Origin of the sequence: Flavobacterium longum (assembly GCF_965137575.1) — a bacterium.
Taxonomy (GTDB): Bacteria; Bacteroidota; Bacteroidia; order Flavobacteriales; family Flavobacteriaceae; genus Flavobacterium; species Flavobacterium longum.
In genome coordinates this window covers 592,125-604,955 of record NZ_CBCRZJ010000001.1, presented here as the reverse complement: position 1 = coordinate 604,955, position 12,831 = coordinate 592,125, and the positions used below count along the sequence as shown (strand labels likewise).

At 48.1% G+C, this 12,831-nt stretch carries 9 protein-coding genes; 4 read left to right on the top strand and 5 right to left on the bottom strand.

Going from position 1 to position 12,831, the window contains the following annotated elements:
• Positions 1–10: 10 nt before the first annotated feature.
• Entirely contained in the window at positions 11–2,458 is a 2,448-nt protein-coding gene (thrA, locus tag ACM9J1_RS02745; RefSeq protein WP_415580371.1) for a bifunctional aspartate kinase/homoserine dehydrogenase I, read from the bottom strand.
• Positions 2,459–2,801: 343 nt separating this feature from the next.
• Here thrA and hutH point away from each other — a divergent pair, with 343 nt between their 5' ends.
• From hutH to ACM9J1_RS02730, 3 genes are all read left to right on the top strand, one after another.
• Entirely contained in the window at positions 2,802–4,310 is a 1,509-nt protein-coding gene (gene hutH, locus ACM9J1_RS02740; RefSeq protein ID WP_415580370.1) for a histidine ammonia-lyase, read from the top strand.
• Between the two features lie 77 nt (positions 4,311–4,387).
• Positions 4,388–4,600 carry a hypothetical protein gene (locus ACM9J1_RS02735; protein WP_415580369.1) on the top strand — a complete coding sequence of 71 codons (213 nt, stop codon included), beginning with the start codon at positions 4,388–4,390 and terminating at the stop codon, positions 4,598–4,600.
• Positions 4,601–4,688: 88 nt separating this feature from the next.
• Positions 4,689–4,958 carry a hypothetical protein gene (locus ACM9J1_RS02730; RefSeq protein ID WP_415580368.1) on the top strand — a complete coding sequence of 90 codons (270 nt, stop codon included), beginning with the start codon at positions 4,689–4,691 and terminating at the stop codon, positions 4,956–4,958.
• 7 nt (positions 4,959–4,965) lie between these two features.
• Here ACM9J1_RS02730 and ACM9J1_RS02725 read toward each other — a convergent pair whose 3' ends face one another.
• The 4 genes from ACM9J1_RS02725 to ACM9J1_RS02710 form a co-directional block, all read right to left on the bottom strand.
• Positions 4,966–5,589, bottom strand: coding sequence for an alpha-ketoglutarate-dependent dioxygenase AlkB family protein (locus tag ACM9J1_RS02725; RefSeq protein WP_415580367.1), 624 nt, complete (start codon positions 5,587–5,589; stop codon positions 4,966–4,968).
• Complete coding sequence (locus tag ACM9J1_RS02720) at positions 5,570–6,499, bottom strand: tetratricopeptide repeat protein (protein WP_415580366.1); 930 nt, start codon at positions 6,497–6,499, stop codon at positions 5,570–5,572. Before ACM9J1_RS02720 ends, ACM9J1_RS02725 begins: the two co-directional genes overlap by 20 nt.
• 5 nt (positions 6,500–6,504) lie before the next feature.
• On the bottom strand, positions 6,505–7,329 hold the full coding sequence (locus ACM9J1_RS02715; RefSeq protein ID WP_415580365.1) for a hypothetical protein: 825 nt from the start codon (positions 7,327–7,329) through the stop codon (positions 6,505–6,507).
• Between the two features lie 132 nt (positions 7,330–7,461).
• Positions 7,462–10,008: an ATP-dependent Clp protease ATP-binding subunit gene (locus ACM9J1_RS02710; protein ID WP_415580363.1), complete on the bottom strand. Its 2,547-nt coding sequence runs from the start codon at positions 10,006–10,008 to the stop codon at positions 7,462–7,464.
• A 266-nt stretch (positions 10,009–10,274) separates the two neighbouring features.
• Between ACM9J1_RS02710 and gyrA the strand changes: the two genes are divergently transcribed.
• Complete coding sequence (gene gyrA, locus ACM9J1_RS02705) at positions 10,275–12,824, top strand: DNA gyrase subunit A (RefSeq protein WP_415580361.1); 2,550 nt, start codon at positions 10,275–10,277, stop codon at positions 12,822–12,824.
• The last annotated feature ends 7 nt before the right edge of the window (positions 12,825–12,831 follow it).

The following is a 12,831-nucleotide window of genomic DNA, read 5'->3' as shown; positions in this document are numbered from 1 at the left end:
TTCAGTCAATTTAAACGCTTCCCATTCGGATGACATCCGCAAAAATCCCGGACGCCGTTACCGCTGCGCCTGCGCCCGCGCCTTTGATGATGAGCGGCTGGTCGGCGTAACGGTCGGTATAGAACAGCACGATGTTGTCTTTTCCTTCGAGGTTGTAGAACGGATGGTCTGCCGGTATTTCCTGTAGCCCGACGCTGGCTTTCCCATCTTTGAACCGGGCTACGTATTTTAAACGGCAACCTTTTGCTGCAGCGGCGCGATACAAATCATTGAAATGTGCCGCGTGCGTTTTTAAAGATACAAAGAAGTCATCCACGGATGTAGTGTCCAGGCATTCTTTGGGTAAGAAAGATTCATTGGCGATGTCTTCCATTTCCATGCGGTAGCCGCTTTCGCGGATTAGGATTAGGATTTTCCTTGCCACGTCAACCCCGCTGAGGTCAATCTTCGGATCGGGTTCGGTAAAACCCTGTACGCCGGCTTCCTTTACGACATCGTGAAAACTATTGGAGTCATTGAAGTTGTTGAAAATGAAATTGAGACTGCCGGATAAAACCGCCCTGATTTCGCGGACGTTGTCACCCGAAGCGATCATGTGTTTGAGTGTGTCGATGATGGGCAACCCGGCGCCGACGTTGGTCTCGAACAAGAATGGCGCGTTGTATTTTCTAGACAGGTTTTTCAGCCCGATGTAATTCTCGAACGCCGACGCGCACGCAATCTTATTGCATGTCACCACGGCGATGTTCTTCGCCAGATAATCACCGTATGTGCTAGCAATCTCAGCGTTCGCGGTAATGTCCACAAAAATACTGTTGCGCATGTTCAATGTTTTAGCGCGTTGGATGAATGCCGACTTTTCCGCCGTTTCGCCGCTGGAAAGCAAATCCTTCCAATGGTCCAACGAAATGCCGTCTGCATCGAAATGCATCTTCCGCGAGTTCGAAAGCGCAATCATGCGAATATTGATTTTCCTTTGGTCGCGCAGGAATTTCCGCTGCCCATGGATTTGCTCCACGAACTTTTCGCCGACGTTGCCCACACCCATGACAAAGAGGTTGAGCTGTTTGACGTTGTCCTCGAAAAAAGTTTCGTGCAACGTGTTGAGTGCTTTCTTGACATCGGATTCGGCGATGACTACCGAGATATTCCGTTCGGACGCGCCTTGTGCGATTGCACGAATGTTGACGTTATTCTTTCCCAGCGTACTGAACATTTTTCCGCTAATGCCTTGGTGGTTCTTCATGTTTTCGCCCACCAAAGCCACGATGCAGAGGTTTTGCTCGACGATGCAAGGCTCGATTTTGCCTTGTGCGATTTCCATTTCAAAACCTTGGTCTATGGCAGCTTTGGCGCGGTCGGCGTCTACGCTTTGGATGCCGATGCAGATGGAATGCTCAGAAGATGCCTGCGTGATGAAAATGACGTTGATGTTTTCGTTGGACAAGACTTCGAACAATCTTTTCGAAGAGCCGGCTACGCCAATCATGCCGGAGCCTTCGAGCGTAAGTAATGCGATGTCGCCAATGTGGCTGATGCCTTTTATCGGGTTTCCGGCGACGTCGGGTCGTGCGGAAATATGCGTACCGGGCGCATCGGGATCGAACGTATTCTTGATGACGATAGGAATTCCTTTGGCCAGTACCGGCTGGATCGTTGGCGGATAAAGGACTTTTGCCCCAAAATGCGACAGTTCCATCGCTTCGTGATAGGAAATCGACGCGATGGCGCGTGCCTGTTTCACGATGCGAGGGTTTGCCGTAAACATCCCTGCCACATCGGTCCATATTTCCAGTTGGGTGGCGCTCATGGCCGCTGCAATAATGGCGGCCGTGTAGTCTGATCCGCCGCGCCCCAATGTGGTATTGTGTCCGTCGGTAGACGATGCCACGAATCCCGGCATCACGGTAATCCGGGCATGCGAATGATTGAAATGGTTCCGAATCAACGTATTTGTCGCCTCGAAATTTACGACGGCCTTCCCAAATTGGTTGTTGGTTTTGATGAGTTCGCGACTGTCTTTCAGGTCGCAGTCCGGGAAATGCACTTTAACGGCTTCGGCGAAAATGGCCGACGATAACAATTCGCCCAGCCCCGCCACGGAATCTGCGGTGCGCTGGGACAATTCGCCCAGAAAAAAACAGCCGTCAAGTAACATGCGCAATGACGACATCCGTTGGTTGATGTGGTCGCGCAATGCATGCTGCGCCTGCGCCGGAACGAGCCCGTCGATGGCTTCTATGTGGCGGTTTTGGATTTCGTCCACCATGCCGATGTAGGCATTGTTTTTTGATGCGGCGGTGCGGGCGGCCTCCAGCAAGGCATCGGTCACGCCGCCAAGCGCCGAAACAACGACGATGCATCGCTCGTGCGTGGCTTTTTCTATCGCGATTTGGCAGGCCAGTTTGATATGGTTGGCGTTGGCTACCGAGGTGCCGCCAAACTTGAGTACGTTCATGACGTGGGATTAGGTTAGGGAATGTTTTTGGAATATGTCAACGGCTTACCCCAATGGGGTTGGTTTCGTGCTTGCTTGAATGCCGATAAAGTGGAAGGTTGACATACGTCAAAAATAGCCAATTTTAGAATTGTGGCACAATAACCTTAAATTTTTACGAAAATTAAAATGATTTAACTATTCGTATGAATTTTTAAAGGTTTTATTGCGCTATAAATGACGTAATGTCAAATTGAAATGTATTTCGTGTTTCCGTTGTCGAATTTGTACGCCTTTTCTTTGTGTATTCGTCCACATTTCGGAATTTTGGGGCGCACCGTCAACCGGGCAAATCAAAACAAACATGGACAACACGCATTACATCAGTACAGATGTACTTTCCCTTGAAACGCTTCAGCAGATTATTTCCCACCATAGCGCGCTCGCGTTATCTGAAGAAGCTAAGGTCAACATCCAAAAGTGCCGCGAATACCTGGACCGGAAAATGGAATCGCATACCGATCCGATTTACGGCATCAATACCGGGTTCGGCTCGCTTTACAATATTAAAATCGATAAAGAGCAACTTTCCAAACTACAGGAAAATCTAGTAATGTCGCACGCTTGCGGGACAGGCGATGAAGTGCCGCAGGACATCGTAAAGATCATGCTGTTGCTCAAGATACAGTCCTTGATTTACGGGAATTCGGGTGTGCAACTGGCCACCGTAGAACGCCTGATCGATTTCTACAACAATGACGTGTTGCCGGTGGTTTATACGCAAGGTTCGCTAGGTGCGTCCGGCGATTTGGCACCGTTGGCACATTTGTCCTTGCCATTGTTGGGTATGGGCGAAGTGCATTATCAAGGCAAAAAACAGCCAGCTGCCGATATTTTGGGCAAGTTCGGATGGCAACCCATAACGTTGCAATCCAAGGAAGGTTTGGCGCTCCTCAACGGCACGCAATTCATGAGCGCTTATGGCGTATATGTGCTGATTAAGGCGGCGAAGTATTCGTATCTGGCGGATTTAATCGGTACAATTTCGTTAGAAGGTTTCGACGGTCGGAAAGAACCTTTCAACGAACTCATCCATTTTATCAGGCCGCACAAAGGACAGATTGTGACTTCTAAACGCATACTGGAGTTCCTCGAAGGCAGCGAAATCATCAGCCAGCCGAAGAAACATGTGCAGGATCCGTATTCGTTCCGTTGCATGCCGCAAGTGCACGGCGCGTCGAAAGATGCCATCGACTATGTCAAAAAAGTTTTCAAGACCGAAGTGAACTCGGTGACCGATAACCCGAATGTTTTCGTGGAGGCCGACGAAATCATTTCCGGCGGTAATTTCCACGGGCAGCCGTTGGCCATCGCGCTGGATTTCCTATGCATTGCCATGGCCGAACTTGGCAGTATTTCAGAACGCCGCACCTATCAGTTGATTTCAGGATTGCGCGGGTTGCCGGCATTTCTCGTGGACAATCCAGGGTTGAATTCAGGTTTCATGATCCCGCAATACACCGCGGCCAGCATTGCCAGCCAGAACAAGCAACTTTCGATGCCCGCCAGCACAGACAGCATCGTGTCGAGCAACGGCCAGGAGGATCATGTGAGCATGGGCGCGAACGCCGCGGTAAAAGCCTTACAAGTCGTCAACAACCTCGAACGTATTTTAGCCATCGAACTAATGAACGCCTCACAGGCCATTGAATACAGGAAGCCGCACAAGTCAAGCGATTTCATCGAAATGTTCTTGAAATCGTATCGCAGTGAAGTGCCGCTTTTAAAAGAGGACCGTATTCTGCATTATGACATCGACAAGACGATTCGTTTCCTGCAGGCCATGCAGATCGATGAGGATTTGATGGGTTAAAATTTAACGCGCATTTTCACCCGGAAGGTCAAACGTTTCGTAACTTTGAGATAGGTTAATCGCTTAAAATCAACGTTATGGAAACAGCATTCAACACCGTTCCGGAATCGGAAAAAAGTGAAACTTTACCAGTTGAAGTCGTCCCGGAAATCAATGACCCCGACGCACAACAACCGCATGATTCCAAGAAGCGCGTAAAGCACGAGGATCATCATGTCAACAGGAAGTACAAGTTGTTCTCGAACCATTCATCTTACGGCGATTCGCCGCATACCAACACAAGCTTCTGATTTTAACAGCGTGCCAATGTTGCGCCAATTGTGATTTGCTTTCCCGATACATTCCGTAACTTTAGTTTTCACATTAAAATCAAAAGCCATGGAAAGGGAAAAAAGCAATTATTTGCGCGATCATGACAAGGATGATGCGCCGGTTTGGGCAAACTCCGATTCAGCAGAACGCGATATCACCTCAAGGCACAAGGATGACACGTACCTTGGATCTAACAAAGACGTTTCGGGGAACGACAAGACCGAAGAGGAGCGCGACCGGGTGCGACGCCACGAGGCGCACGGCAATCGTCGATATGAGAGTTTCAGCAACCACTCTTCTGCCGACGACCAGCCCGCGACCGATACCGGTGCCTGATCTGGTGTCAATCGTGATTTATAATAGTCCGAAAGGTGAGATTCACCCTCGGACTTTTTATTTTCATGGATTTGGGTAGGGCATGACGCCAATGTTGCTGTGTGACATCTTTCATGACCAGTAGGCTTCCGTGTTCCAATAATACCGACACGGTTTCTTTTGTTTGCTTGTGTTTGAAGGAAAATTTGCGTTCGGCGCCCAAGCTGATTGACGCGATCGCGCCGTTTTTTTTCAGCATTTTTTCGTCGTCGGTGTGCCATGACATGCCTTCGGAACCGTCGTGGTATAGATTGAGAAGACAGGAATTATAGGTTTCGCCGGATAGGCCTTCCACTAAAGATTTTAGCGTCAGCAAATCCTGCGTCCAAGGAAGCGGCGTGCGTTTATTGCCGGAATAAGTGTATTCAAGCCCGGGTTCGCCGTACCAAGCGGTTTTCCGGGACGTAATGTACTTTTTGCCGTAGATGGTGACTTCGTCCCGTTGCCACAGAATCAGTCCAATGAGCTTTTGAAAAAAGTCGTCGGCCTGGTGTTGGTCAAGGATTGGCCCGAAGTACGTTACGGTTCCGTCGTAGGGTAAAAGGTTTGGAAAATCGCCCGCGGTTTTGATGTTATATTTTCCCACAAGCATCCTTGAATCCTTGTTGACAAGCTTTTACATACCAATAGCGGGCTAAATCCGGACTGGCACCGTTGTGTTTTCCATCGCGGTGAAAGTCTCCCATATGATCCATGCACTCGGCATTCCCTAAGGCTTGGGCTTTGTCGTAATAGGTGTAGGCCAAGTTGAAATCCTGGGTTTTTTCATTGTTGATATTGTCAGCTTCATACAGATGGCCTATCTGATGGTAAACGTTCGCGATGGTCTCAAAGTTTGAATTTATTTGCGAATAGAACTGGATTGCTGCCGCGATGTTTTTCGGAACGCCGTTGCCGTTGGCGTAACAATGCGCTAAATTAAAATTGCCCAAGTCATTACCTTTTGCTGCTGCCATCCGGAAAAGTCGGATTGCTGCCGTAAAGTCATTTATTTTCCAGTGGTACATGCCTAGGTAATTTAGTCTTTCTCCATCTAGTCGCCAAGTGTATGGTGTCAGTATTTCTATTGCTTTTTGGTAACCTTCGGCTGTTCCCAAGGAGGCTTGCTCCTCAGACAGCCGCACATAATCTATGTCTGGTAAGTTATCAGTTTGTTTTCTAGATACCGGAACTGTCGCTGAGCCAACTGTAGCCACTTCGGCAATTTCCTTTTTAGCAGGTGCGGGATTAGTCTTGGACACCGTCTTTTTTGCCGTTGCCGTTGTTGGCTTTTTATAGGTGTAATATTCCTCGGTACCATTTTCATACACAATCATGGATGTTTCCAGTTTTTTGATGTTGTACAATGGCCCTTCGAGATTTTCCCATTTGCGATATTTGATATGCGTGTCGGTAATCTCGATCACTTTTGCATTGATCTTTACCTTGTCATTTTTGACAATGACATCTTGGGCTTGTACTTGTCCGAAAATCAAAACTAGTATTAGTGCGGTTTTTTTCATGGCGTCTAATTTTTGATTTGCATGCATTTCCCATTCTCAATGATGCTGCCGTTGATTGGTGCCAGTTGCACTAAGAGGTCATATCGGTTAACATAAGTCTGTGCATCGAAGCAAATAGACACTTGAGGATTAGTAAGATTGTTGCCTGGGCCATAATCGTACTGTATCCTAATGTCAAATTCTTTAAACACTATGGTGTAGAGGTTAGCATGGGCGCCTTTATTTACCAACGTGTAGCCCATCGTTTGGAATAGGTCTAAAATTTTATCGGCGATGGCAGTCCCATTTGATTTGCTGAAGGTTGCAAGAAGCTTTTCCCTGCTAGGTTTTTTATTGTCAACCGGAACATAGCCATTATCGGGTTGCTGCTGCGTGGTCTTTCCACTGCAATCTGACTGTCTAGGGGTGCCTTGGTCGCAACGGGCGAAGCATCTGTAATATGCGCATTGCGCCCTGTTGAAACAGACGTCGTCCCCAGCTATTTCAGCATTAGGCGACGGGTTCTGAAACAGATGCGCAGTAAACATACTGCCGCCGTCGGTAAAAATACCTCCAGGTTCGATTTCCGGCGTGACGAGGAAAGAATTTTTGTTTTTAACATCTACTTTTTCGCCAATGTTAATTTTATAAGCAAAAGAAAGTGAAGAAGTGTAGCCGTTCTTGAAGCGCACGCCCCAAAGGTAGCCGCCAGCATCTTTGGAGTATCCGTAATTAGCGAAACTGTAATATAATGCAGGGTGACAGTCAAAGCTTTTCCATTCACTCCATTCTTGGCTAAAACAGTTCGCCGAACTAGCTATTGCGAAAAAAAATAAAAGTAACTTTTTCATTTTGAAACACTAAAGGGTTGGTTGTATTTAAATGTTAATGTCTCAAATCTAAGCAAATATTGTTGACACCAAACGATTTAGGTTCCATATTTTCACTTTGCTTTTTCACTGCGCGCTGAATAAAAAAGCCTACTAAACAGTAGGCTCTTGTGCTTTGTTGACGGTTACCGTCAGTTCCTGCGCAGCATCGTCAGGCAAATCGATATAGATTTCATCGCCAACGCTTATTTTTGAGATGATAATTTCCTCGGCCAACGCGTCTTCTACGTATTTCTGGATCGCCCGTTTGAGCGGACGTGCCCCGAATTGCTTGTCGAAACCTTTGTCTGCGATGAAGGCCTTGGCTTTGTCGGACAACGTCAACTTGTAGCCCAATTCCGCGATACGTGCGTAAAGCTTCTTGAGTTCGATTTCGATGATTTGATCGATGTGCTCTTTTTCCAACGGATTGAAGACAATCACATCGTCGATCCTGTTCAGGAATTCCGGTGCGAAGGCTTTCTTCAACGCATTTTCGATGACGCTTTTTGCGTTCTCATCTGCGCTGGCCGTTCGTGCTGCGGTGCCAAAACCAACGCCTTGTCCGAAATCCTTCAACTGCCGTGCGCCGACGTTGGATGTCATAATGATGATCGTGTTCTTGAAATCGATCTTACGGCCTAGACTGTCCGTCAGGAAACCGTCGTCTAGCACTTGGAGCAGCATATTGAATACGTCCGGGTGTGCTTTTTCGATTTCGTCCAACAGCACGACAGCGTATGGTTTACGGCGTACTTTCTCTGTAAGCTGGCCGCCTTCTTCATAACCCACATATCCCGGAGGCGCGCCAATCAAGCGGGAAATCGCGAATTTTTCCATGTATTCGCTCATGTCTATGCGTACCAACGCATCTTCAGAATCAAATAATTCCTTTGCGAGCACTTTCGCTAATTGTGTTTTTCCGACGCCGGTCTGGCCAAGGAAAATAAACGAGCCGATCGGGCGGTTCGGGTCTTTCAGGCCAGCGCGGTTCCGTTGGATGGAACGCGCTACTTTTACAACTGCTTCACGCTGTCCAATTACCTTGTTTTCAATAAGTTCCGGAAGGTTCGCTAATTTATTGCTTTCGGTTTGCGCCACACGGTTTACGGGAATTCCGGACATCATAGAAACGACGTCTGCCACGTTGTCTTCTGTCACCAAGATGCGGTTGGACTTGGAGTCTTCTTCCCATTGTTCCTGTGCAATCTGCAAGTCTTTCTCTATGCGTTTTTCGTCGTCACGCAGCTTTGCGGCTTCTTCGTATTTCTGCTTTTTGACTACCGTGTTCTTGAGTTCGCGGACTTCTTCAAGTTGGCGCTCCAAATCCAGGATTTGTTTCGGCACGTCAATGTTCGTGATGTGTACGCGCGAACCCGCTTCGTCAAGCGCATCAATGGCTTTGTCTGGCAGGAAGCGGTCACTCATGTAACGATTGGTCAACTTCACGCAGGCCTCAATCGCTTCCGGTGTATAGGTTACATTGTGGTGATCTTCGTATTTGTTTTTGATGTTGTTCAGGATGGTAATCGTTTCTTCGACCGACGTAGGCTCGACGATTACTTTCTGGAAACGCCTTTCGAGCGCACCGTCTTTTTCGATGTATTGGCGGTATTCGTCGAGCGTCGTGGCGCCGATGCATTGGATTTCGCCGCGGGCCAGCGCCGGTTTAAACATATTGGAGGCATCGAGCGAACCCGTTGCGCCGCCGGCACCCACAATAGTATGGATTTCGTCGATGAACAAAATGATGTCGTCATTTTTCTCGAGTTCATTCATCACGGCTTTCATACGTTCTTCGAATTGTCCGCGGTATTTGGTTCCGGCAACAAGGCTGGCCAAATCTAACGTCACCACACGTTTGTTGAACAAAATACGCGACACCTTCTTCTGGATGATACGCAGCGCCAAACCTTCCGCGATAGCCGATTTGCCCACGCCGGGTTCGCCAATCAGCAAAGGATTGTTCTTTTTGCGGCGGCTCAAGATCTGCGATACGCGCTCGATTTCTTTTTCACGCCCGACCACCGGATCGAGTTTGCCTTCTTCGGCCATCTCGGTGAGGTCACGCCCGAAGTTGTCGAGCACGGGTGTTTTTGACTTTTTATTGGATTTGTTTGCAGGATTGTTGAAACTGCTTTCTTTCAGACTGTCATCTTGTCCTGAATCTTCATTGAAGGATTCGTTCTTTGGCAGGTTTTCCATGAAATCTTCTTCGTTTTGGCTCATGTTCAAATATTGTTCTTTGGCTGTATCGTAGTCAATCTTGAGTTTATTCAACAGCTTGGTTGTTGGATCGTTTTCGTTTCTAAGGATGCACAGCAGCAAATGTGCGGTGCTGATGGAGCTGCTTTGGAAAACCTTGGCTTCAAGGAATGTGGTTTTCAGGGCGCGTTCGGCCTGGCGGGTCAAATGAAGGTTTTTCTTCTCGTTGCTGATGTCGGTATTCGGGTTGGCCGGGCTCAGGATTTCAACCTTTCTGCGCAGATGATCCAAATCAACCGATAAGTTATTCAGGATGTTGATGGCCTTTCCGTTGCCGTCGCGAAGGATGCCCAACATGAGATGCTCAGTACCAATGAAGTCGTGTCCTAATCGGAGCGCTTCTTCTTTACTGTAGGTAATCACATCTTTAACTCTTGGGGAAAAATTATCGTCCATAACTAAGTAGGATTGTCGTAAAGTTACTCATTTTTTCCGCCGGGCTGGCAAAAACCATACCCTCAGAACTCTTGTCAGCTAAGTTCAAAAAAAACGGTATCAAAATCAGTGGAAGATAATTAATTTATTAACCGAAAAATCTTGTGATTTTGTTAATAAATACTGTCAAAAAAGGCATTTCCGCGAAATGAAAAAAGGGCTAAAAGCATTATATTAGCAGGATTTTTTTAACCACTGTAATTTCTATATAAAACTGACTATTATTTATGGCTGACGGAGATAAGTTAATTCCGATTAATATCGAAGATGAAATGAAATCAGCCTACATCGATTATTCGATGTCGGTTATCGTATCAAGGGCGCTTCCTGATGTGCGCGACGGCCTGAAGCCGGTACACAGGCGGGTGCTTTTCGGAATGTATGAATTGGGCGTTCTTTCTAACCGTGCCCACAAGAAGTCTGCGAGAATCGTAGGGGAAGTGCTCGGTAAATACCACCCGCACGGAGACTCATCCGTGTATGACGCCATGGTGCGTATGGCCCAAGATTGGAGCCTGCGTTATCTTTTGGTGGACGGTCAGGGTAACTTCGGTTCGATTGACGGCGACAGTCCGGCGGCAATGCGTTACACCGAGGCCAGGATGAAGAAAATCTCGGAAGAAATCCTGGCAGATATCGACAAGGAAACCGTCGATTTCCAACTCAACTTTGACGATACGCTCGAAGAGCCGAAAGTCATGCCGACCAAAATCCCGAATTTGCTGGTTAACGGTGCTTCTGGGATTGCCGTAGGTATGGCCACCAACATGCCACCGCACAACCTCACGGAAGTTGTGGACGGCACGTTGGCCTATATTGATAACAACGATATTGAAATCGACGAATTGATGCAATACGTCAAGGCGCCTGATTTCCCGACCGGTGGCGTCGTATATGGGTACGATGGCGTCCGTGAGGCGTTCAAGACCGGACGTGGCAGGATTGTCATGCGCGCTAAAGTAGGTTTTGAGGAGGTTGAAGGCCGTGAAGCCATCATCGTCACCGAAATCCCGTATCAGGTCAACAAAGCGGAAATGATCAAGAAAACCGCCGATCTGGTCAACGAAAAGAAAATCGAAGGCATTGCCAACATCCGTGACGAATCTGACCGTCAAGGCATGCGCATCGTTTACATCCTGAAAAGGGAGGCGGTGCCGAATGTTGTCCTTAATACATTGTTCAAATACACCCAATTGCAGTCGTCGTTCAGCGTGAACAACATCGCGCTGGTGAACGGCCGTCCGCAATTGCTCAACCTCAAGGAACTGATCCATTATTTCGTGGAGCACAGGCACGATGTGGTGGTTCGTCGCGCACAATATGAGTTGCGTAAGGCTGAAGAACGCGCGCACATTCTCGAAGGTTTGATCATCGCGTCAGACAACATCGACGAGGTCATCGCCCTGATCCGCGGCTCAAAAGATACCGACGACGCCAAGGCGAAACTCATCGAGCGCTTTACCTTGTCTGACATTCAGGCGCGTGCTATCGTTGAAATGCGTCTGCGCCAACTTACCGGTCTGGAGCAAGATAAACTCCGCGCCGAGTATGAAGAAATCATGAAACTCATCCAACACTTGAAGGATTTGCTTGCCAGCAAGGAATTGCGCATGCAACTCATCAAGGAGGAACTTGCCGAAATCAGGGACAAATATGGGGATGATCGTCGTTCCACCATCGAGTACTCTGGCGGCGACGTGAGCATCGAGGATTTGATCGCCGATGAGCACGTGGTTATCACCATTTCACACGCGGGCTACATCAAGCGTACACCGCTGTCTGAATACAAGACGCAAAACCGTGGCGGTGTAGGGCAGAAGGGCGTGGCGACACGTGATGCCGATTTCCTCGAACACCTTTACGTGGCCACGAACCACCAATACATGATGTTCTTCACCCGCAAAGGGAAATGTTTCTGGATGCGGGTGTATGAAGTTCCGGAAGGCAGTAAAACCAGTAAAGGCCGCGCCATCCAGAACCTGATCAACATCGAGAGCGACGATAAAGTCATGGCGTTCATCTGTACACAGGATCTGAAAGACCAGGAATACATCAACAACCACTATGTAATCATGGCTACCAAGCAAGGTCAGGTCAAGAAGACGTTGCTGGAGCAATATTCCCGTCCGCGTCAGAACGGCATCAACGCCATCACCATCCGCGAAGACGATGAACTGCTTGAAGCCAAATTGACCACTGGCCAAAGCCAAGTGCTCATCGCTGTGAAGTCTGGTAAATTGGTGCGTTTCGAAGAAGGAAAGACACGTCCAATGGGCCGAAGCGCTTCCGGAGTCCGTGGCATCACGCTCGCACACGACAAAGACGAAGTCATCGGCATGGTGGCGGTCAATGACATGAACAGCGAAATTCTCGTCGTGTCAGAGAAAGGATACGGCAAGCGTTCGTCGCTCGAAGATTATCGCATCACCAACCGCGGCGGAAAAGGCGTAAAGACGTTGAACATTACCGACAAGACCGGTGAACTCATTTCCATCAACAACGTAACCGATGCCGACGATTTGATGATCATCAACAAGTCCGGCCTGACGATCCGGATGGAAGTGTCCGACCTTCGCGTCATGGGCCGCGCCACACAAGGCGTGAGGCTGATCAACATCAAGGAAAACGATTCCATCGCTGCCGTGACCAAAGTCATCCGCGAAGAAGAAACCATTGATGTGAACGACGAAGAAAACATCAGCGTCGTAAACACAGATGATACAACTTCAGGTGAGTTTACTGCATCAGATGAAGAAATCAACGAAGATCAAGAATAAATTAAAA

Bases quoted from the DNA above. Each gene is read 5' to 3' on its own strand.
- thrA (WP_415580371.1), bottom strand. From the start codon at position 2,458: ATGAACGTACTCAAGTTTGGCGGCACCTCGGTAGCCAACGCCAACCAT.
- hutH (WP_415580370.1), top strand. From the start codon at position 2,802: ATGGACAACACGCATTACATCAGTACAGATGTACTTTCCCTTGAAACG.
- ACM9J1_RS02735 (WP_415580369.1), top strand. From the start codon at position 4,388: ATGGAAACAGCATTCAACACCGTTCCGGAATCGGAAAAAAGTGAAACT.
- ACM9J1_RS02730 (WP_415580368.1), top strand. From the start codon at position 4,689: ATGGAAAGGGAAAAAAGCAATTATTTGCGCGATCATGACAAGGATGAT.
- ACM9J1_RS02725 (WP_415580367.1), bottom strand. From the start codon at position 5,589: ATGCTTGTGGGAAAATATAACATCAAAACCGCGGGCGATTTTCCAAAC.
- ACM9J1_RS02720 (WP_415580366.1), bottom strand. From the start codon at position 6,499: ATGAAAAAAACCGCACTAATACTAGTTTTGATTTTCGGACAAGTACAA.
- ACM9J1_RS02715 (WP_415580365.1), bottom strand. From the start codon at position 7,329: ATGAAAAAGTTACTTTTATTTTTTTTCGCAATAGCTAGTTCGGCGAAC.
- ACM9J1_RS02710 (WP_415580363.1), bottom strand. From the start codon at position 10,008: ATGGACGATAATTTTTCCCCAAGAGTTAAAGATGTGATTACCTACAGT.
- gyrA (WP_415580361.1), top strand. From the start codon at position 10,275: ATGGCTGACGGAGATAAGTTAATTCCGATTAATATCGAAGATGAAATG.